Annotated in this window: 20 protein-coding genes, 1 pseudogene and 1 riboswitch; of the genes and pseudogenes, 16 read left to right on the top strand and 5 right to left on the bottom strand. The window is 60.6% G+C overall.

Features of this window, described 5'->3' with window-relative positions; translation table 11 throughout:
* Positions 1–10 precede the first annotated feature (10 nt).
* The 4 genes from ELX51_RS15695 to ELX51_RS15680 all read left to right on the top strand — a co-directional run bounded on the left by ELX51_RS15695 (position 11) and on the right by ELX51_RS15680 (position 3,368).
* Positions 11–1,609, top strand: a complete 1,599-nt coding sequence (locus ELX51_RS15695; protein WP_127754400.1) for a cytochrome ubiquinol oxidase subunit I — start codon at positions 11–13, stop codon at positions 1,607–1,609.
* Positions 1,610–2,758, top strand: coding sequence for a cytochrome d ubiquinol oxidase subunit II (gene cydB, locus ELX51_RS15690; protein ID WP_127754399.1), 1,149 nt, complete (start codon positions 1,610–1,612; stop codon positions 2,756–2,758).
* Positions 2,759–2,770: 12 nt separating this feature from the next.
* The gene (gene cydX / locus ELX51_RS15685; RefSeq protein ID WP_127754398.1) at positions 2,771–2,866 is read left to right on the top strand and encodes a cytochrome bd-I oxidase subunit CydX; all 96 of its coding nucleotides are present in this window, start codon (positions 2,771–2,773) and stop codon (positions 2,864–2,866) included.
* Between the two features lie 211 nt (positions 2,867–3,077).
* Positions 3,078–3,368 (top strand): hypothetical protein, encoded by a 291-nt coding sequence (locus ELX51_RS15680; protein WP_127754397.1) that lies wholly within the window; start codon positions 3,078–3,080, stop codon positions 3,366–3,368.
* A 13-nt stretch (positions 3,369–3,381) separates the two neighbouring features.
* Here the strand turns inward: ELX51_RS15680 and ELX51_RS15675 are convergent, their stop codons facing one another.
* Together ELX51_RS15675 and ELX51_RS15670 are read right to left on the bottom strand one after the other, a co-directional pair.
* Positions 3,382–4,869, bottom strand: coding sequence for a gamma-glutamyltransferase (locus ELX51_RS15675; RefSeq protein WP_127755328.1), 1,488 nt, complete (start codon positions 4,867–4,869; stop codon positions 3,382–3,384).
* 98 nt (positions 4,870–4,967) lie between these two features.
* A complete protein-coding gene (locus ELX51_RS15670) occupies positions 4,968–6,206 on the bottom strand; it encodes an amidohydrolase family protein (protein WP_127754396.1) in 1,239 nt (412 codons plus the stop codon).
* 115 nt (positions 6,207–6,321) lie between these two features.
* On the opposite strand from ELX51_RS15670, the gene ELX51_RS15665 reads away from it, so the two are divergent.
* Entirely contained in the window at positions 6,322–6,753 is a 432-nt protein-coding gene (locus tag ELX51_RS15665) for a nuclear transport factor 2 family protein (RefSeq protein WP_127754395.1), read from the top strand.
* An 18-nt stretch (positions 6,754–6,771) separates the two neighbouring features.
* On the opposite strand, the gene ELX51_RS15660 is transcribed toward ELX51_RS15665, so the two are convergent.
* Positions 6,772–7,521, bottom strand: coding sequence for a GntR family transcriptional regulator (locus ELX51_RS15660; RefSeq protein ID WP_127754394.1), 750 nt, complete (start codon positions 7,519–7,521; stop codon positions 6,772–6,774).
* Between the two features lie 259 nt (positions 7,522–7,780).
* Between ELX51_RS15660 and ELX51_RS15655 the strand changes: the two genes are divergently transcribed.
* The 6 genes and pseudogenes from ELX51_RS15655 to ELX51_RS20490 all read left to right on the top strand — a co-directional run bounded on the left by ELX51_RS15655 (position 7,781) and on the right by ELX51_RS20490 (position 12,873).
* The gene (locus ELX51_RS15655; protein WP_248305145.1) at positions 7,781–8,668 is read left to right on the top strand and encodes an ABC transporter ATP-binding protein; all 888 of its coding nucleotides are present in this window, start codon (positions 7,781–7,783) and stop codon (positions 8,666–8,668) included.
* Positions 8,665–9,435 carry an ABC transporter permease gene (locus tag ELX51_RS15650; RefSeq protein WP_127754393.1) on the top strand — a complete coding sequence of 257 codons (771 nt, stop codon included), beginning with the start codon at positions 8,665–8,667 and terminating at the stop codon, positions 9,433–9,435. The genes ELX51_RS15655 and ELX51_RS15650 overlap by 4 nt, the downstream gene beginning before the upstream one ends.
* Positions 9,436–9,471: 36 nt before the next feature.
* Positions 9,472–10,500 (top strand): ABC transporter substrate-binding protein, encoded by a 1,029-nt coding sequence (locus ELX51_RS15645; protein ID WP_127754392.1) that lies wholly within the window; start codon positions 9,472–9,474, stop codon positions 10,498–10,500.
* Between the two features lie 69 nt (positions 10,501–10,569).
* Positions 10,570–12,015, top strand: a complete 1,446-nt coding sequence (locus ELX51_RS15640; protein WP_127754391.1) for an amidohydrolase family protein — start codon at positions 10,570–10,572, stop codon at positions 12,013–12,015.
* A 167-nt stretch (positions 12,016–12,182) separates the two neighbouring features.
* Positions 12,183–12,263: riboswitch (ZMP/ZTP riboswitch) on the top strand.
* A gap of 8 nt (positions 12,264–12,271) precedes the next feature.
* Positions 12,272–12,697 (top strand): annotated as a pseudogene (locus ELX51_RS20175) (DJ-1/PfpI family protein).
* On the top strand, positions 12,682–12,873 hold the full coding sequence (locus ELX51_RS20490) for a hypothetical protein (RefSeq protein ID WP_206524645.1): 192 nt from the start codon (positions 12,682–12,684) through the stop codon (positions 12,871–12,873). The pseudogene ELX51_RS20175 and the gene ELX51_RS20490 overlap by 16 nt, the downstream one beginning before the upstream one ends.
* Here ELX51_RS20490 and ELX51_RS20355 read toward each other — a convergent pair.
* Together ELX51_RS20355 and ELX51_RS15625 are read right to left on the bottom strand one after the other, a co-directional pair.
* Positions 12,809–12,946 (bottom strand): helix-turn-helix transcriptional regulator, encoded by a 138-nt coding sequence (locus tag ELX51_RS20355; RefSeq protein ID WP_348983133.1) that lies wholly within the window; start codon positions 12,944–12,946, stop codon positions 12,809–12,811. The genes ELX51_RS20490 and ELX51_RS20355 overlap by 65 nt on opposite strands.
* 170 nt (positions 12,947–13,116) lie before the next feature.
* Positions 13,117–14,121 carry a LacI family DNA-binding transcriptional regulator gene (locus tag ELX51_RS15625; protein WP_127754390.1) on the bottom strand — a complete coding sequence of 335 codons (1,005 nt, stop codon included), beginning with the start codon at positions 14,119–14,121 and terminating at the stop codon, positions 13,117–13,119.
* Positions 14,122–14,457: 336 nt separating this feature from the next.
* On the opposite strand from ELX51_RS15625, the gene ELX51_RS15620 reads away from it, so the two are divergent.
* Genes ELX51_RS15620 through ELX51_RS15600 form a run of 5 tightly spaced genes read left to right on the top strand, consistent with a single transcriptional unit; the run spans position 14,458 to position 19,139 of the window.
* Entirely contained in the window at positions 14,458–15,573 is a 1,116-nt protein-coding gene (locus ELX51_RS15620) for a glycoside hydrolase family 172 protein (RefSeq protein ID WP_127754389.1), read from the top strand.
* 3 nt (positions 15,574–15,576) lie between these two features.
* Entirely contained in the window at positions 15,577–16,575 is a 999-nt protein-coding gene (locus ELX51_RS15615) for an ABC transporter permease (protein WP_127754388.1), read from the top strand.
* 4 nt (positions 16,576–16,579) lie between these two features.
* Positions 16,580–17,419 (top strand): ABC transporter permease, encoded by an 840-nt coding sequence (locus ELX51_RS15610; RefSeq protein WP_127754387.1) that lies wholly within the window; start codon positions 16,580–16,582, stop codon positions 17,417–17,419.
* Positions 17,416–18,240 carry an ABC transporter ATP-binding protein gene (locus tag ELX51_RS15605; protein WP_127754386.1) on the top strand — a complete coding sequence of 275 codons (825 nt, stop codon included), beginning with the start codon at positions 17,416–17,418 and terminating at the stop codon, positions 18,238–18,240. The genes ELX51_RS15610 and ELX51_RS15605 overlap by 4 nt, the downstream gene beginning before the upstream one ends.
* On the top strand, positions 18,237–19,139 hold the full coding sequence (locus ELX51_RS15600) for an ATP-binding cassette domain-containing protein (RefSeq protein ID WP_127754385.1): 903 nt from the start codon (positions 18,237–18,239) through the stop codon (positions 19,137–19,139). Before ELX51_RS15605 ends, ELX51_RS15600 begins: the two co-directional genes overlap by 4 nt.
* The last annotated feature ends 12 nt before the right edge of the window (positions 19,140–19,151 follow it).

Genomic DNA, 19,151 nt, shown 5'->3' with positions numbered 1-19,151 from the left:
GGCTTTTCGCATGATTGATATGACAGTCGTCGATCTGTCGCGCCTGCAGTTCGCGGCGACAGCGATGTACCACTTCATCTTCGTGCCGCTGACCCTGGGACTGTCGTTCCTCATGGCGATCATGGAGAGCGTCTATGTCATGACCCGCCGGCCGATCTGGCGGCAGATGACATTGTTCTGGGGCGTCTTGTTCGGCATCAACTTCGCCATGGGTGTCGCGACCGGCATCGTGATGGAATTCCAGTTCGGTATGAACTGGAGCTACTACAGCCATTATGTGGGGGACGTGTTCGGCGCCCCGCTCGCCATCGAGGGCCTGATGGCCTTCTTCCTCGAAGCAACCTTTATCGGCCTGTTCTTTTTCGGCTGGGATCGTCTCAAGCCGGTCACCCATCTGGTGGTCACCTGGCTCGTGGCCCTGGGCGCGAACTTCTCCGCGCTCTGGATCCTGATCGCCAATGGCTGGATGCAGAACCCTGTCGGGGCGCTCTTCAATCCCGACACCATGCGCATGGAAGTGGTCAACTTCGTCGAGGTGATCTTCAATCCGGTGGCGCAGGCCAAGTTCGTGCATACGGTTTCGGCCGGCTATGTCACCGGCTCGGTGTTCGTTCTGGGCGTAAGCGCCTTGTTCCTCCTCCAGGGCCGCCATGTGGAGCTGGCCAAGCGTTCGATGACGGTTGCCGCCTCGTTCGGTCTGGCCTCGGCCCTCTCGGTCGTGGTGCTGGGCGATGAGTCGGGCTACGTCGCCACCGAGCACCAGCAGATGAAGATTGCTGCCATGGAGCTCATGTATGAGACCGAACCGGCCCCTGCCGGGCTCAATCTCTTTGCCATTCCTGGAGCCGACAACCGCCCGGCCTTTACTGTCCAGCTGCCCTGGGTGCTGGGCCTGATCGCGACGCGCTCGCTCGATCGCGACCTGCCTGGCATCACCGAGCTGGTTGAGCATGCGGCGGTGCGCATCGCCAGTGGCGTTGAAGCCTATAAGGGGCTCGAGGGCATCCGGGCCAATCCCGAAGACAGTGCTGCCCGTGCCCTTTTCGAAGAACACCAGCGCGACCTCGGCTATGCACTGCTGCTCAAGCGGTATCGCGACGACGTCCAGAACGCCACGGGCGAGGAAATCACCCAGGCAGCCCTCGATACCGTGCCCGATGTCTGGCCGCTCTTCTGGAGCTTCCGCGTCATGGTCTTTGTGGGCATGTTCTACATCGTCTTTTTCGCGCTATGGTTCCTCAAGGCCAGCCAGCACCGGCTCCACACCAACCGTGTCCTGCTGTGGGCGGCCGTCCTGACCATCCCGCTGCCCTGGATCGCCATCGAAGCCGGCTGGATCATTGCCGAATATGGCCGCCAGCCTTGGGTGGTGGAGGGCGTGCTGCCCACCTTCTACGCGGCCTCGGGCCTCAACTGGTGGGACCTGGCCATCTCGCTGACCTTCTTCATGATCGTCTACACCGTCCTTTTCGTCATCATGACCTGGCTTATGGTGCGGGTAATCAAGGCGGGCCCTTCCGACAAGCTCGGGCTTGGCCTTCCCGAAGAGGATTTCACGGGTCGGCGCACGCCGCCTGCACCCAGCCCCAATGCGGAGATCGCAGCTTAAATGAGTGCTATTCCTCTCGACTACGAAGTGCTGCGCCTCATCTGGTGGGGTTTGCTTGGCACCCTGCTGATCGGTTTCGCTATCATGGGTGGCATGGATCTGGGCGTGGGTGCCCTGCTGCCCGCGGTGGGGCGCACCGATGAGGAGCGGCGCGTCCTCATCAATCTCATTGGCCCCACCTGGGAAGGCAACCAGGTCTGGCTGGTTCTGGGGGGCGGCGCGATCTTTGCCGCCTGGCCCACCCTTTATGCGGTAAGCTTTTCCGGCTTTTACATTGCGATGATCGCCATCCTCCTGGCGCTGATCCTGCGTCCGGTCGGTTTCAAGTTTCGCGGCAAGGTCAAGGATCCGCGCTGGCAAAAGGCGTGGGACTGGGGGCTCTTCATCGGTGGCTTCGTGCCGGCGGTGGTGTTTGGCGTGGCCGTGGGCAACGTCTTTCTCGGCGCTCCCTTCGGTTTTGATGGCAATATGCGCATCAGCTATGCCGGCAACTTCTTTGGCCTGCTGACGCCGTTTGCTCTCCTAGCGGGGATCGTCAGCCTTTGCATGCTCCTCACCCAGGGGGCGAGCTATATTGCCATGCGCACCGAAGGCATCACCGCCGAGCGGGCACGCCTTTATGGCCGCTGGGCCGCCCTTGCCACCATCATTCTCTTTGTGGTGGGCGGGATCGCGGCGCTGTTCTTGCTCGACGGCTATCGGGTCACGAGCATCCAGAACCTGGCCGGCCCCTCCAATCCCCTGGGCAAGACCGTTGTGGTCGAGCGTGGCGCCTGGGCGGCCAATTACAGCGCCTATCCCTGGATGATGATCGCTCCGCTTTTGGCAATCCTGGGTTCGGCCACGGCGTTTCTTGCCCTTGGCGCCCGGCGCAAGCTTGCCGCCTTTATCGGCTCAAGCCTTGCCATTTTCGGCATCATCAGCACGGCCGGATTGTCGCTGTTCCCGTTCCTGCTCCCGTCTTCGCTCGATCCCTCGATGAGCCTTACGGTTTGGGACAGCTCGTCGAGCCAGCTCACCTTGTTCCTGATGCTGGTGATGACGATCATCTTCCTGCCCATCATCCTTGGCTACACCAGCTGGGTCTTCAGCGTCATGCGCGGGCCCGTCACCACCACCAGCCTTGGCCGCAATCCCAACGCTTACTAGGAGTTCAGTTCAATGTGGTACTTCGCCTGGATCCTCGGGGTAGGGCTCGCCTGCTCTTTCGCCATCCTCAATGCCATGTGGTACGAGATGCGCGACGATCGCTTCTGAGAGAGCGCTCGGCGGGACGTGCTTGCATGTCCCGCTTTTTCATTGTGGCCTCTACCCGCCGAGCCTATCGAAGGGCAGTCCGCCCCGGGCTTGAATGCCCCTCATTCGGTCGTCCAGGCCATCTTCGATTCCTGATTGCTACCGGTCCGCTTAGCTTGCTACCATAGCTTGCCTGAAGTCCATGTCAGATGCCTGCTCATGGAGGCTCGCAATGGATCGCTTATCCCATCGGACTGGTGTCACCTGGAAGTGGCGGGTGGCATTTGCGTGCACTGCATTCGCGGTGCTCTTGCTCCCGGCCGTAGCCACGCAAGTGTCTGGCGAAGTGAACTGGGGCGCCGAGGATTTCTTTGCAGCAGCGGGCCTATTGGCGGCAGCTTGGGCTGCAATCGAAGTTCTTTTCAGAGCGGTTCAAACTGTCCGCGCACGATTAATGGGCACAAGCTTAGCGCTCATTGCTCTTCTTGCCATCTGGGCACAACTGGCCGTCGGCATCTTCTAGCTCTCCAAACCTCTCACCCCCTGGGATCGTGACCTCCATCGAGCGAGCCATCGATGTCGATGGCAATCGCGCCGGCCTGTCCTGCTAGTGGGCTCAGCGCGGGGATCGGCGCCACTTCATGGCCGCGCCTTGCGAGTTCTTGGTGAACTGATGGTGGGAACTGACCTTCAAGTTTAAGCGTGTCGCGGCTGTCCGAAAATGTCCGTCCCAGCAAGAACCTCCCGCCCGCCAACGCTTCGGCTGGCCGTCTGCCGTAATCAATGAGGCGCGTGAGCAGCATGGCGAGCGTTTGCGGCTGCCCGTCCGCCCCCTGGGTCCCATAAAGCAAGCCTGGCTTGCCGTTGCGCAAAGCCATGCCTGGATTGAGGGTGTAAAAGGGTCGCTTACCGGGTCGAAAGCCGTTGATGTGGCTGGGATCGGGATCGAACGCCGCCCCCCGGTTCTGCCAGAGAATGCCGGTATCACCGGCAACCACCCCACTTCCCCAATCAAAGTAGATGCTCTGGAGCACGGAGGCACAGCGACCCTCCTTGTCAGTGGCGGCGAAGTACACCGTATCGGCGGAGGCAAAGACCTGGGGCCAGGCCATGGCCCGATCGCTGATCGACGCCGCCTTCGCGCGAAGTCGCGCCGGATCGAGCATGGCACCGAAATCGACATTGCAGCTATCTGGATCGGCGATCATGTTGCGATCGAGAAAGGCATGTTTGACCGCCTCCACCACCAGGTGAACATGCTCGGCGCTGTCCTCGGCAATGGACGAGAAATCAAAATGGGAGAGAATGCCCATGATGCTCAGTGTCGTCAGACCCTGTGTGGGCGCTGGCGGCGCAAGAAGCTGCAAACCCCGATAGTCGATGGCAACAGGGGCGGCGCTGCGCGTCTGCGTCGCGGCAAGATCGGCATGGTCGATCGGGACCCCCGCCGCCTTGAGGCCCCGGACGATCCTGTCACCGAGTTCTCCCTCATAAAAGCAACGTGCCCCGTCCTTTGCTATCGTCTCGAGCGTGCGGGCGAGCTGGGTTTGCACACAGCGGCCTTCTTGCCGGAACAACGCATCAAACCCGGGCCAGCTCGCCGTTTCCTTGGCACGTAGTGCCAGCCAGTACGCTTGGGACGCTGAAACCGCGAACCCGTCTGCGGCGATCTTAATGGCCGGGGCGATGAGGTCGCCTAGGGAGTGCCGGGCGGGCCAGTGCGCCAGTGCATGGGCCCAGCTGTCGACCACCGCAGCGGTGGTCAGCACCGAGCCGGGGCCCCTGACGGGCATGGGAGCCGTCACCTTCCCATACTTTATCGCCTGCCCGATCCCCAGTAAGGATGTTTCGGTTCCCTGACCATCGGATACCAGCCAGACCGCGTCCCCGCCAATGCCGCAAAAATGCGGATAGACCACCGCTAGCACTGCATTAACGGCGATGGCGGCCTCAATAGCGTTGCCGCCTTCGGCCAGAACATTTTCGCCCGCCTTGGTCGCGACGGGATGGGGGCTGACAATCATGCCGGGCATTACGGAAAACTCCAGAACATGGGGATGGCCGCCGCCGGGCCGGCAACGGCAAAGATGAAGGATTCAGCCCATGTCGGCATGGCTTGATCTCATGCGTTGGAAGCAGTTTGAGGCGGGAGCAAAACCGGGCGCTGGCGTGCAAAGGTTTTGCGACCCCGCTTGAGTGCAAACAGCGGTGGCGCGATGGCGCCCAAGGCTTCCACCTCATCGGGGGCATCGAGCACCACCAGATCGGCGAATGCACCCACTTCAACCCCGTACCCCTCCAGCCTGAGAAGCCGGGCAGGACTTTCGGTCACCAGGTCAAGCACGGTGTCAAAGTCGAGCGGACCGGCATGACACACATTGGCGTAGAGATTGGCCATGCGCAGCAGTGAGAAATCGCCAAAGGGCGTGAAGGGATTGAGCACATTGTTGGTCGCGATCGAGCAGCACACCCCCGCGCTTGCCAATCGATGAACCGGCGCAACGCCGCGAGGCACGTCTTGAGTGCGATCTCGTCCGGTTAGGAAGAGGTCGGTGGCAGGCAGCGAGGTTACGGCGACTCCGGCAGAGACCAGCCTCGTCGTGACTGCGGCGAGGGCTTCGGGCGTGAGCGCCGACAGCTTGGTGGCATGGCCGACAGCAACTCTTCCCCCGAGCCGCCGCTTTTCGGTTTCGTGCAGGACCGTGTCGAGGTGCGTCCAGCTCGGGTCCAGGTCGAAATCGAGATGAAAATCGATATCGACCTCGAAGCGCTCGGCGAGGTCGAAGACGCGGCCTATATGAGCTTCCGGCTCCGTGTCGGTATAGGGGCAGCCTCCGACCAAATCCGCGCCATTTTCCAGCGCCTCGACCAGCAACGCCTCCGTCCCGAGATTATTGAACAGCCCTTCCTGGGGAAACACGCAGATTGAAAGATCGATCGCCCAGGCATAGTCGCGCTTGAGCTGCCGGATAGCTTCATACGAACGTAGACCGATCTTGGGGTCGATCTCCACATGCGTGCGCATATAGCTCGTGCCCTGGACAATAGCCCGCTCGAGGCATCGGGCGCCCCTGTCGTAAACGTCCTCGACGCTCATGCCATGTTTGAGCGCTGAAACAGCGGCGATGGCTTCGCCCAGCGTTGCATGATCATGCCCGCACCGATCCAGCAGGCACGCCTTGTCGAGATGAACATGGGTGTCGCAAAAGCCAGGGAGGACAATGCAGCCTTCCACATCGTCGACAGGCGCATCGGCAGTGATCTCGCGCTCGATGGCCTTGATGCGCCCGCCTCCGATCGCCATGTCCCAGACGCCCTTGCGACCGCGCAGACATGCTTTGCGGAAAATCAGATCGATCATAGGCAAGAACTCCCTTGCAGCGGCGCGTCAGTCGCATACACTTCTGAAGCATTATTGCATTCACTTTGGCAAGGTCCAGTGCGCCAAGGCCACTGCTCTATGGAAGGACAGATCGATGGCTGCAACCCTATCCTCACAGGACATCCTGGCTCGTCTAGTTGACCAGGACGCCGAGATCGTGCGGCAATATCTAGATGCCTCCATGATCCCAGACCCCGATGCGGCAGCCGAATTCGTGGGGCCCGATTTCGTCGTCACCTTTACGGGCGGCCGAGACTACGATCACCCGCGGGGCCCGACGGGCTTCAATGCTGCGCGATACAAATGGGTGAAAAAGAGCATGGAGCGCTTCGATGTCGCTCGCTCAACTGACGAGACAGTCGTCTACAGTATCGGAACGCTTTATGGTGAATGGCCTGATGGCACGCCGTTCAAGGATAATCGCTATGTCGATCGCTTCGTCGTGCGGGAAGGCAAAATCGTCAAGATGGATGTCTGGAACGACAGTGCCGAGTGGATTCTCAATCCATCGATTTCACGGCGCTAATCAGCTAGATAGTGCGGGTCAGCGCTTGCTTGCCGGCCGGCGCCCGGGCGGCCGCGCCACCTGTTCGGCATAAGGCGCAAGGATATCCATGAGATCGCGGGCACGCGCCTCCGGCGCTACCAAAAGCGCGCGTTCGGCGACTTCCTCAAGATGACTACTCATCAGTTTCATGGCGTTGTCGGTGGTCCCGGCAACGAGTGCGTCTATGATTTGACTGTGCTCATTAACAGCGCAGTCGGCCGAATGAGGACGGCTAAAGGCTGACAGCGTCAAGGCGCAGCGGTATGAAACTTCGTTCACATAGCGGGTGAGGATGGAGTTGCCAGTCATCTCCGCCAGCAAGACGTGGAATTCGGTCGCCAGGCGGATCGAAGCCGCTTGGCTGCCGCCACTCGCTGCCTGCTCTGCTTTGACGTGATCGCGCAGCTGGGCGACCTGGTTCTTGTGGAGCCGGCCGGCAAGCGCCTTAACCACTAGCCGCTCCAGCTCGATCCGGACCTCGAATGTGTCACGGGCTTCTTCCATTGAAGGTGTCGCGACCACGGCGATCCGGTTGCGACGCAGATCGACCAGGCCTTCCGCGCCCAGTTGGCCGAGCGCATGACGCGCAATGGTCCGGCTGACGCCAAAGCGCTCGCCCAGCGCATCCTCGGGCAGCCGATCACCCGGGCACAATGCGCGCTCGACAATGGCACGGCGTATGGCTCGGCAGATGGCCCCGGCCTTGTCTTCACCCTTGGAGCTATCGCTGTCCGCATTGCTTGGCATGGTGCTCCTGGACAATCTTCCCGCCCTTGTGGTGTGCCGGTGATAGCGGCGGATGCACCGGCAGGCAATGTCGGAACGCCACCAGATGACTTGCCGCCGCCCATTCTGAATCCACCCTATGCCTAAACGATGTGCAGAATCTTCTCTGCGTTGCATAACTGATCAGGCTCAGGTCTGCAGAAAGCGGTGTTAAAGCCGAAACTTCCGCGATTTTCGGCAGCTCAGCAAACTGGCACTGAGATTGCATACAGTTCTAGTTATGATCAGTATGCAACCCACATCTCCTCTTTCCCCGGTGGCAAGCGCTGAGGCGGCTTCCACATCGCGCGTGATCCCCGCCGTCGAACTGTCACAGGCTACGGTGACCTTTGGCCGGGGCAACAACCAGGTTCCGGCCCTGTCGGAAACCTCGCTCAAGATTGCTGATGGCGAATTCCTCGCCCTCGTAGGCCCGTCCGGATGTGGCAAGTCGACAATCCTCAAGCTTGCCGCTGGCCTGATCAATCCGACCACTGGCGCCGTGATCGTGGGCGGGCGCGAAGTGGCCGCAAAGGCGTTGCGAATTGGCATGGCCTTTCAAAACCCGACCATGCTGCCATGGCTGAGCATCGAAAAGAACGTGATGATGCCGCTCAAGATCGTGCGGCCGTTCCGGCACGAGTTTCACGCCAAAAAGAGAACGGAGTATCGTGATCGCGTCCATGCGCTTCTTGATGACGTGGGGCTGAAGGGCTTCGCCAATCATTTTCCCTGGCAGTTGTCTGGAGGCATGCTGCAGCGGGCCAATCTGTGCCGCGCGCTGGTTCACGAGCCGCGCCTGCTTCTGCTCGATGAACCCTTCGGGGCCCTGGATCAGTTCACCCGGGAGGAACTCTGGGGGACCTTGCAGGCTCTTTGGATCAAACTGCGCCCCACGGTGCTTCTGGTTACACATGACCTCAAGGAAGCCGGTTTTCTTGCCGAGCGCATCTGCGTCATGAGTGCTCGTCCAGGCCGCATTCTAGACAACAGTGCTGTCACCTTCCCTCGGCCCCGCACGATCGAGATGACATTTGAGTCAGGCTTTGTAGATCTCAACCAACGCTTGCGCGGCCTCATCGTCGACGCGCGCGGCGGTGCCCGCCCCAGCGAGGAGTCCCGCATATGAGCTACACTCTTCGCCGCCGGCTGGCCGCGGCCGCCGTTATCGTCGGGTTCTTCGTGCTTTGGGAAGTGCTCTGCCTTGCGCTCGGCATTTCAGACCTCATCCTGCCACGACCCTCGCAGGTATTTGCCACCTTGTTCTCACGCATGAATGTGCTGTGGCCGCACATAGTGCAGACGCTGGTCACAACCTTGATCGGCTTCGGACTGGGGGTCGCGATCGGCGTTCTGATCGGCGCGGCGGTCGGGGTTTCGCGCACCGCCTATGACACGGCCTATCCGCTGCTTATCGGCTTTTCATCGATCCCCAAAGTCGCCGTGGTGCCGATTTTCGTTCTCTGGTTTGGCTCCGGCACCGTGCCGGCAATCCTCACCGCCATCGTGATCTGTTTCTTCCCTATTGTCGTCAACATCGCGACTGGCCTGGCGACGACCGAGCCGGAACAGGAAGACGTGCTCAAGGCCCTTGGCGCCAGCAAGCTCGACATTCTCTGGAATGTCGGGCTGCCCCGTACCATGCCGTTCTTTTTCGCGTCGCTGAAGGTGGCCGTCACCTACGCGTTCGTTGGCACCGTGCTGTCCGAAACCGTCGCCTCCAACCGCGGCATCGGCAATGTCATGATGACAGCCTCATCAAATTTCGACGTGCCCCTCGTCTTTTCCGGGCTGTTCATTCTCGCGGCGCTCGGGGTCGCGCTCTACGCCATCTTCTCGCTGATCGAGGGTCGGGTCACCGGCTGGGCGACCCGCAAGCGGGACATTCCGACCTGATCCATTCACATCGCCCCACGCATATGGAGAACTTGAATGAAACGTCTACTGATTGCGGGCCTCGGCCTTCTCGCTCTGACCACCTCGTCAGCCTTCGCGCAGGAGCTCACCGATATCCGCTTTACCCTCGGCTGGGTCACTCAGGGCTCGGACGCCGCCTTCTTTGTCGCCAAGGACAAGGGGTACTTCGAGGAAGAAGGCCTTAATGTCATAATCGACAAGGGTGAAGGCTCCGGCGCGACGGTGACCCGCATCATGGGTGGTGCTTACGACGCCGGCTTTGGTGACATTAATGCCATCATCCAGAACGCGGCGGAGCGTCCGAACGAAGTTCCCGTGATGGTCTACATGATGTGGAACCAGCCGCCTTTCGCCATTGTCACCAAAAAGAGCAGCGGCATCACCTCAATCAAGGACTTCGAAGGTCGCACCCTTGGCGGCGCGCAGGGCACACCAACGACCCGCCTCCTGCCGGTTTTTGCCCGCACCAACGATCTCGATGTCGACGCCATCGCCGTTTCGAACATGGCGCCCAACCTGCAGGAACCCATGCTGATCCGCGGCGAGATTGACGGCGCCCTGGTCTTTAATATCACCAGCTACTTCAACCTGATCAACAACCGTCAGGACCCTGAAAAGGATTTCGACTTCTGGCAGTTCGGTGACTACGGGATGGATCTTTATTCCAATGGCATGATGGTTTCCCAGCAGCTTATCAAGGAAAACCCCGAAGCGATCGCCGGTCTGGTGCGCGCGGTGAACCGGGCATCCATCGAGATCGGCGTGGATCAGGACACGGCCATGCAGGCCGTCATGAACTACGACAACCTCGTCAATGAAGAGGTGGAGCGTATGCGGCTGAACTTTGCCTATGCAAAGCTCATGGCTTCCGAGGAAGCTGCGGAAATCGGTCTCGGCGACGTCGATGACGAACGTTTGGCGCGCTCGATCGAGATCGTCGTTGAAGGCTATGGCCTTGCCAACACACCAGAGGCGAGCCAGATTTTTTCGCGTGAGTTCCTCCCTCCGCGCGAAGATCGCGAACTCGTCTATGTAGCACAGTGAAGTGCGCTTTCCCCGGAGCCATCGTTGGTTCCGGGGACAATCGACGCCGATGCATCCGGGGCGACCGCCATGCCACTGATTCACGCCACTTACGCCTTTATCGATCCGGCCAAAGGGATCGACAGCGATGTTGCGATAGAATTGCATGGAGAGATCATCTCGGGACTACTACCAGGCCAGGCGTCTCGGGCCGACGCTGGCCGCACGCTGGTACTGCCCGCCTTTGCCAATGGACACGACCACGCCCGGCCTTTGGCCATGTCGTCCTTTGGTGCCGCCTTCATGCCGCTTGAGACGTGGCTGCCTCGATCCATGCTCGCCACGCCGCCCGACGCCTATCTGGCGGCCCTTGCGCCCTTAGCGCGGGCCGCCCGATCTGGCTGCGCTTCGGTCATGGTCCATTATACGCGGCCTTGCGGACGATTATCCCCCGTGGATGAAGCACGCGAAGTCGCGCGCGCCGCTGCCGATATCGGTGTGCGCATCGCCTACGCCCCCGCCCTGCGCGACCGAAATCCGCTGGTTTATGGCGATGACGCCGATATTCTCGCCCGCCTATCCCCTGAGACCGCAGCGTTGGTCAGGCAAACCTATTGCCAGCCGTCAGGATCGATCACGGCCATGATCGAAACCACCGAGGCAATCGCCCAAGCCATCGAAGGGCCGATGGTGGACGTGCAATTCGGCCCCGCAGCAGTTCAGTGGTGTTCGCCCGGCCTGCTCGAAGCGATTGCCGCGCGATCCGCCGAAACGGGCCGCCGCGTCCATATGCATCTTCTGGAGACCGTCTATCAGCGCGAATGGGCGGACCGCAATTTTCCGCGGGGCATCGTGACCTACCTAAAGGAGATCGGCCTCCTCTCTCCCCGGCTGGCGCTCGCCCATTGCATTCATGCCCGACCGGACGAACTTGACCTGATTGCCGAAGCCCGAGCGACCATTGTCACCAATTCAAGCTCCAACATGCATCTGCGCTCCGGCATCGGCCCAATTGCGGATGCCTATGCCCGTGGCTGCCGGATAGCTGTCGGCATGGATGGCTTGGCGTTCGACGAAGATGACGACATAGTTCGCGAGACCCGGCTTGCCAATGCACTGCATGGCGGGACTGGCTTCAAGCAGACATGGCATCGCCCCGCATTTCTGGCGCAAAGCATCGCCCATGGTCGAGATGCCACGGGTGCGCCTGGGACGGGCCGGATCACCCTCGGCGCTGCTGCTGACCTTGTTGTCATCGACTACGACCAGCTCGACCGCGACCGCATCATGGATGTTGACCCCATCGACCTGCTGTTCGCGAGGGCTGACGCAAATCACATTATGGAAGTGATTGTCGCCGGCCGTACCATCGTCAAGGCCGGCCGAAATATCGGTGTCGACCTCGATGCCGTGCATAACGAACTCCGTGCCCGCTACCGCAGCGAAACGCAACGATTTGATGGCCTCCGATCGGCTTGGCCTACCATCGGAGCTGAAGTCGAGCACTGGTTTCACGATCAGTCTGGCTGCTGCTGACCACAACGCGCGACCGTCACCATCACGATGTCTGCTTTTGACAAGCGCATTGCGGATTGGCGGCTAGGACGTGGTGCGCAACCGAGGGAGCCACCGCTTTCGCCTGAAATGTATAAGCCCAGACGGGAACCGCCGAGCTTGCGGTTCGTACAGGCTCTGGAATACTGCGTTCGTTGCGTAACTGGCGAACGAGATGGGGCACCATGGGGAAGCGCAACCTTGCGGTGCCGCTCGCTTGGGCAATTCCACGACTTGAATGGTGATGCTCATCCACGTGACCATGCTCCTCTACCCACGCCTGACGCAGCTTGACCTAACCCGCCCATTTGAAGTCTTCGCTCGCGTACCTGGTCTTTCAATCGACTTGGTTTGGAAGGAACGCATGGCGATTGTGGACGCCTCCGGCCTTCGCCTCTTTGCCACTCACGCCTTCCACGATGCACCGCCTACTGACATTCTGTTTGTGCCGGGCGGGCCAGGGCAACTGGCTTTGATGGACGACGCTGAGTCGCTGACCTTCCTTCGTCAAAGGCAAAACAGGCCAAGTTCGTGACGTCGGTATGCACAGGGTCCCTCGTTCTTGCGGCCGCCGGGTTGCTGCAGGGTTATCAGGCGACTTGCCACTGGATGTAGTTATCTCAGCTTGCATGGATGGGATCAGTGCCGGTGCAGGAGCGCGTAGTTATCGATCGCAATCGTGTAACCGGGGCAGGGGTGACTTCGGGGATCGACTTCGCACTCGCACTGGTGGCCAGAATATTCGGCGACGAACGCGCCCAGCTCATTCAGTTGTCTATGGAATACGATGCGCAGCCGCCATTCCCAAGCGGCTCCCTCGCCAAGGCGAGCCGACGCTGAGGTGCTTTCGATACTGCGGCGGCGACAAGCCCGTGCTTGCTTTGAAGCCGCGGTGAAACGCGGATGAGCTCATACTGGCCATATCGGCGAGTCCTGGACCTGAAATCCTGGCGACGGCCGTATTATCCGTTGCCGCGCTGTACCTCGTATCCGTATTCATGGAAGCCAGCTGAAGCTCCAAGATGTCGCTAAGCATAGCTGATCGGCCGCTCACGACCTTATTGTGGAAGTTGGGTGTCGTTATCAGGCGCTGTCCATTGGATAGAGGCCGCCCATGAGAACTTCGCTTCGGGCCGGGCCGACGTAAGAACCGTCAAGACGTTCGAGCAGCATCCTTGTAGCGACATGCGCCTGTTCTGCGGGCTGCACGCCCGCCCGCGTAAGTCGCGGCCGGATATAATTCATCTGGGGTTGATCGCCGTAAACGGCAACTGAAAGATCTTGCGGGATGCGTACCCCCTGGTCGAAAAGGCGAGCAATGCCGCCGAGCGCCATTAGGTGGTTGCCGAAGAATAGAGCAGTGGGCATGTCTTGCTTGTGTTTCCTAAGCAGCCAGTCGACACCTTCTGTGCCGGATGGCGAAAGGAAGGTGCCTTCCCATTCCCAAACATCTTGGGGCGAAACGCCGTTGTCGATAAGGCCCTTTCGCAAGCCACGTGCGCGATCCATGGCTTCAGCGAAGAAACTGGGTCCGGTAATCTGCGCAACTTTGCGGTGCCCCCGCTTTGCGAGATAGCATCCCATTTCGTAGCAGGCTCCTTCATCATCGACGCGCACGCTGTCGACCGCCCGATTGGGCAGCTTGCCGATGAACACCGTGGGAATGTCGATGCTGAGCAAGGCGTCGTGCATGCCGTGCAGCGCAAAATCACCGATGATCAGCCCGTCGACCCGCTTGCTGCGGATCTGCCGGAGATATTCGTAGACGTGTTCCTGGCTGTGGCCACCCGGTACGTCGGTGTTGAAGATCAAGGTGTCCAGACCAACCGCTTCCAGATCGGTCTGCACCGACTTGACCAGTTCGGGATAAAACGAGTTGCGAATGTCGGGGATCACCATGGCCACCATATTGGTGCGGCCGGTGCGCAGGCTTTGTGCCTGCGGGTTGGGGAGGTAATTGAGTTCGGCCACCGCCTGCATCACCCGTTCGCGAAGATGCGGGGACACGCGGTCCGCATGATTAAGCACATGCGAAACCGTAGTGCGAGACACGCCCGCTCGTTCGGCTACCTTGGAAATGGTTGTCATGGAGCCATTCGCTAGCACCCGGCAGCGTCGTTGGCAAATCGGTCCGTGAATGCATTTGCAAAACGATTTTTTGATGCTACGGTCTGAGTGTCGGAGCCCAGAACTCCGGCGGCAAAGGGCAAAAGCGACGCCAGTTCGGTGCCCAGCTAGCGAGGAGAATCATGAATGCGCCAATTAGAAAGCGCCTAGGCGCGCCTGCATGCACACGCTGAGCCGCCCGGCCAACCCGGCGGGGCGAGAATGTGCGTGCCGTTTAGCTTCGATCCGGGCTCATGCGCCGTCCGCCTGCGGGACGATGCTCGCCCCCATTTTGGCCTTTTTACCCCGGCAAGAACAATGAACTCACCTTTTTCCGGCCTGGACCTTAATATCGGCAATTTGTATCGGCTGTCCGATGCCAAAACCCGCTCGATCTCGCCGGAGAACTTCAGCGGGGACAAGGGTAAGGGCGGGATGGCAACCGAAGGTACGGGTGCCGTTTGCGCGCGCGGCCTGGGGCAGGGCTGGAAGGTTTCGCCGTCGATCCGCATCGAGCCGGGTGAAACCCGCGTGCTCGCCGACATCGAAGGCCCGGGTGCCATCCAGCAGATCTGGCTGACCACGGCCCATCTGCGCTGGCGGGACCTGATCCTGCGGATCTACTGGGACGACCAAGAGCATCCCTCAGTGGAGTCGCCGATCGGGGACTTCTTCTGCTCGGGTTGGAACCGATTTGCGCAGGTGACCTCGCTGGCTGTTTGCGTCAATCCGGGCCGGGCCTTCAATTGCTATTGGCAGATGCCGTTCCGCCAGCGCGCCCGGATCACTATCGAGAACCGCGATCCTGCAGAGCACGGCATCATCTATTATCAGATCAACTATGCCCTGACCGAGGTGCCGCCAGACGCTGCCTATTTCCATGCTCAGTTCCGCCGCACCAACCCGCTGCCGTTCATGCAGGACTACACGATCCTCGATGGCGTGCAGGGCAGGGGGCACTATGTCGGTACCTATATGGCCTGGGGCACCAACAATTCAGGTTGGTGGGGCGAGGGCGAGATCAAGTTCTTCATGGACGGTGACCAGGAGTTTCCGACCATCTGCGGCACAGGCACTGAGGATTATTTCTGCGGCGCCTACAACTTCGATGGCGGTGTGGTGGATGACACCATGGAAAGCGCCTATCGCGAGTTCACCACGCCCTATGCGGGGCTGCCGCAGGTGCTGCGGCCCGACGGGGTTTACCAAAGCCAGTTACGCTTCGGCATGTATCGCTGGCACATCCCCGATCCCATCCGGTTCGACCAGGACTTGCGGGTAACCATTCAAGCGCTGGGCTGGCGGACGGAGAAGAAGAACCGGCGCTACCTGCCCTTGCAAGACGATATCGCCTCGGTGGCCTTCTGGTATCAGACCCTGCCGACGGCGCCGTTCCCGGAACTCGCGCCCGCCGATTACCTTGAAGTCATCTGACCCATGAACCTGCTTCGCTACATCGCCGGACGGCTCGTGGTGTACGCACTGGTGATCATCTTCGCGCTCACCGTGCTGTTCTTTGTGCCTCGGCTTGGACCGACCGACCCGGTGGAGGCCATGCTGGCTAAGGTTGCTTCCCAGGGCGCCTATATGGACGCGGCACAGGTAGACATGCTGCGCCAGTCGCTCTCGGACACGTTCGGGCTCAACGGGACCCTGCTCGAGCAATATTGGGCGTTCATCAAGCGCATCGTCATCACCGCCGATTTCGGCCCTTCGCTCTCGATGTATCCGACGCCGGTGATGGAGCTGATCTGGAACGCCTTGCCCTGGACTTTCGGGCTGTTGCTGACCTCAACGCTGATTGCCTGGATCCTCGGCAATTTCGTCGGCCTGCTCTCGGGCTGGCGGCCAACCAGCAACAGCTCCCGGGTGATGGAAGGGATTGCGATCTGCCTCTACCCGATCCCCTATTACATCCTGGCACTCGTGCTCTCAATCCTGTTCTCTTATGTGTGGAAGATCTTCCCGCTGACGACCACGATCCGGGGTGCGCCCTGGAGCTGGGACCTGATCGCTAGCATCGTCTGGAATTCGTTCCTGCCGGCCATGTCCATCGTGATCGTGGTGTTCGGCTGGTGGGTGATCAGCGTCAAGGCGCAGACCACGGCGCTGCGAGAGGAAGAGTTTGTCCGCTACGCTCGCCTCAAGGGGCTCAGCGATGCCCGAATCCTGAGTCGCTACGTGCTGCCCAACGCAATATTGCCGCAGATCACCTTTCTGGCCCTCCAGATCGGGCTGATGTTCAACGGCTCGCTCATCACCGAGATCCTGTTCGATTATCCGGGCCTGGGCCTGCTGATTTACTCGGCCGTCTTGCAGGGCGACTTCAACCTTCTCATGGGCACGATCAGTCTTTCCATCATTGCGGTGGCGACAGCCACGATGGTGATCGACCTGCTCTACCCGCTGATCGACCCTCGAATTCGGCACAGATAGACCCATGCGCAGCTTTTTTACCCATGCGCCGTTTCGACTTTATCTCGGCATCTTCCTTGTCGTGGTGTTCGTAGTGCTGGGCGGCATCCTGCCCTGGTTCGCGCCGACCGACCCGCTGGTCTGGTATACGGCGCCACGAAACCAGAACCCCAGCGCCGCCCATTGGCTGGGTACGACCAGCCTCGGGCAGGACGTGTTCTGGCTCCTGACCTATGCCTTGCGCAATTCCCTGATCCTGGGGCTTGTTGTTGCGGCATTCTCCACGCTGATCGGCGTGTTTCTGGGCCTTGCTGCAGGCTATGCCGGCGGGTGGCTCGACCGGGTGTTGTCGTTCTTCATGGATGCGCTGCTGTGCATCCCGACCCTGCCCATCCTCATCCTGATGGCCGCGTTGTTCGGCGGCCAACTGGCGCTGCCCATCATCGGCTTCATCCTGATCTTGTTCAACTGGCCCTATCCGGCGCGCCAGGTCCGGGCCGTGGCCCTGACCATGCGCGAACGTGAGTTCGTCAACGTCGCCTGGTTCAGCGGGGAATCAAGTGTTCGCATCCTGATGCGCCACATCTTCCCCTATATCGCGGGCTGGTCGGCGGCCAACTTCATCAACACCGTCCTTGTCGGCATTTCGACGGAAAGCGCCGTGGCCGTGATCGGACTGTCGAGCGCGCAGCAGGCGACGCTCGGAACGATGATCTACTGGGCCATCAACTACCAGGCGCTGCTGGCGGGCAAGTATGTCTGGGTCGGCTCTCCGGTGGTGTCCATCGTCCTGCTGTTCATCGGTTTGTTCCTCGTGTCCTCGGGCCTGTCGATGAGATCATCTGCCCGGAGGATGAGCGTATGATCAGCATCGACAATGTAACCGTCGGCTATGGCACGGCCGGGTTCATAACCGCGGTGGATGGGGTGAGCCTTGCCATCAACAGCAATGAAATCCTGGGTATTGCCGGGGAGTCCGGGTCGGGCAAGTCGACGCTGATGCGGGCAGTGTATGGTGATTTTTCCACCGGGTTACGGATTCAGAGCGGCACCGTTTCGGGCAAGTTCACCGACCCAAGGACAAGCCAACTCGTCGAGGCGCAATCGAGCGATTTCGCAAAGCTTTGGTGGGACCAGATCACCTATATTCCCCAAGGCTCGATGAGCGTTCTCAACCCGCTGATGAAGGTCGAAAAGCAGGTCATCGATGGCTTGCCCCAGCGCGAGCGGCACGGAAGCCGCGTGGCACTGCGCCAGCGGATCGTTGATTTCCTCGGCGGGTTCGGCCTTGAGGAAAGCGTGCTCGATGCCTATCCGCACCAGTTGTCCGGGGGCATGCGGCAGCGGGTGCTGGTGGCGATCGCCGCCTTTGTGAACCCCAAGCTGATCCTTGCCGACGAGCCCACCACGGCTCTCGACGTGGTGGTGCAAAAAAAGATCCTGCTGATGATGGTGGAAATCCAACGCAGCCAGCGCAATACGCTGGTGCTCGTGTCCCATGACATGGGCGTGCACTACCAGATCACCGACCGATTGGTGATCATGTACAAGGGCAAGATTGTCGAAGAGGGTCCGACGGCCCAGGTCTTTGCCAATCCCCAGCATGACTACACCAAGAACCTCATTGCCTCGTTGCCGCGACTGCATGGAAGGCGATCGGCCGACCCCGTGGGAGCCCTGGCATGAGCGGGGTCCCTATCTTGGAAGTGGAGGGCGTGAGCCGCGTCTATCGCAAGGGCGGCCTGTTTTCGGGCAGTCGTTTTTCGGCGGTGGACAATGTCTCGTTTTGCTTGCCCGAGACGCCCCAGGTTTTCTCCGTGGTCGGAGAATCGGGATCGGGCAAGACGACGCTGGCGCGCATGGTCCTGCGGCTGGTCGAGCCGAGTTCGGGCAGTATCCGGCTCATGGGGCGCCCCCTGACCGGCCGACACCAGGACCGGGTGGACGACCTGGAATTCCGCCGCCTGGTGCAGCCGATCTTCCAGAACCCCTTTGAGGCCTTCAGCGCTTACCTGCCTGTCGAGGACTATCTGCGGCGCACGGCCATCAACCTCAAGATCGCCGGGGAAAGGGGGAATGCCAGCGAAATCTGCGACCGGGCGCTTCGCTCGGTGGGTCTCTCTCTGGAGCGCATTCGGGGCAAGTATATCCGTCAGTTCTCGGGCGGAGAGCTGCAGCGCATCAGCGTCGCGCGCGCGCTTATTCCGCGACCCAAGCTGATCGTTGCCGACGAGCCGGTGTCCATGGTGGACGCCTCACTGCGCATGAGCATCGTCAACCTGTTCCGCCAGATCGTGGAAGAACAGGGTGTGTCGTTCATCTACATCACCCATGACCTGTCCACCGCCTACTACCTGTCCGATCAGGTCTCGATCATGAACCGGGGGCGCGTGGTCGAAAGTGGCGTGCCCACCGACATCCTCGACCATCCAACGCAGGATTATACCCGCGAACTGATGGCCGCCATTCCAACCGTTGATGAGCGCTGGAGCGAACTGGCCGCCATCGATGCCCGCTATCGATCCGAGCAGACCAGAAAGCCCGGTGCACTCGTGCACCCCAACGCGCATCAAGCATCCAAATGAGGAGGAGATCTT

The organism is Devosia sp. 1566 (assembly GCF_004005995.1).
In the GTDB taxonomy this organism is placed as follows: domain Bacteria; phylum Pseudomonadota; class Alphaproteobacteria; order Rhizobiales; family Devosiaceae; genus Devosia.
This window is presented reverse-complemented; position numbering and strand designations above follow the sequence as displayed.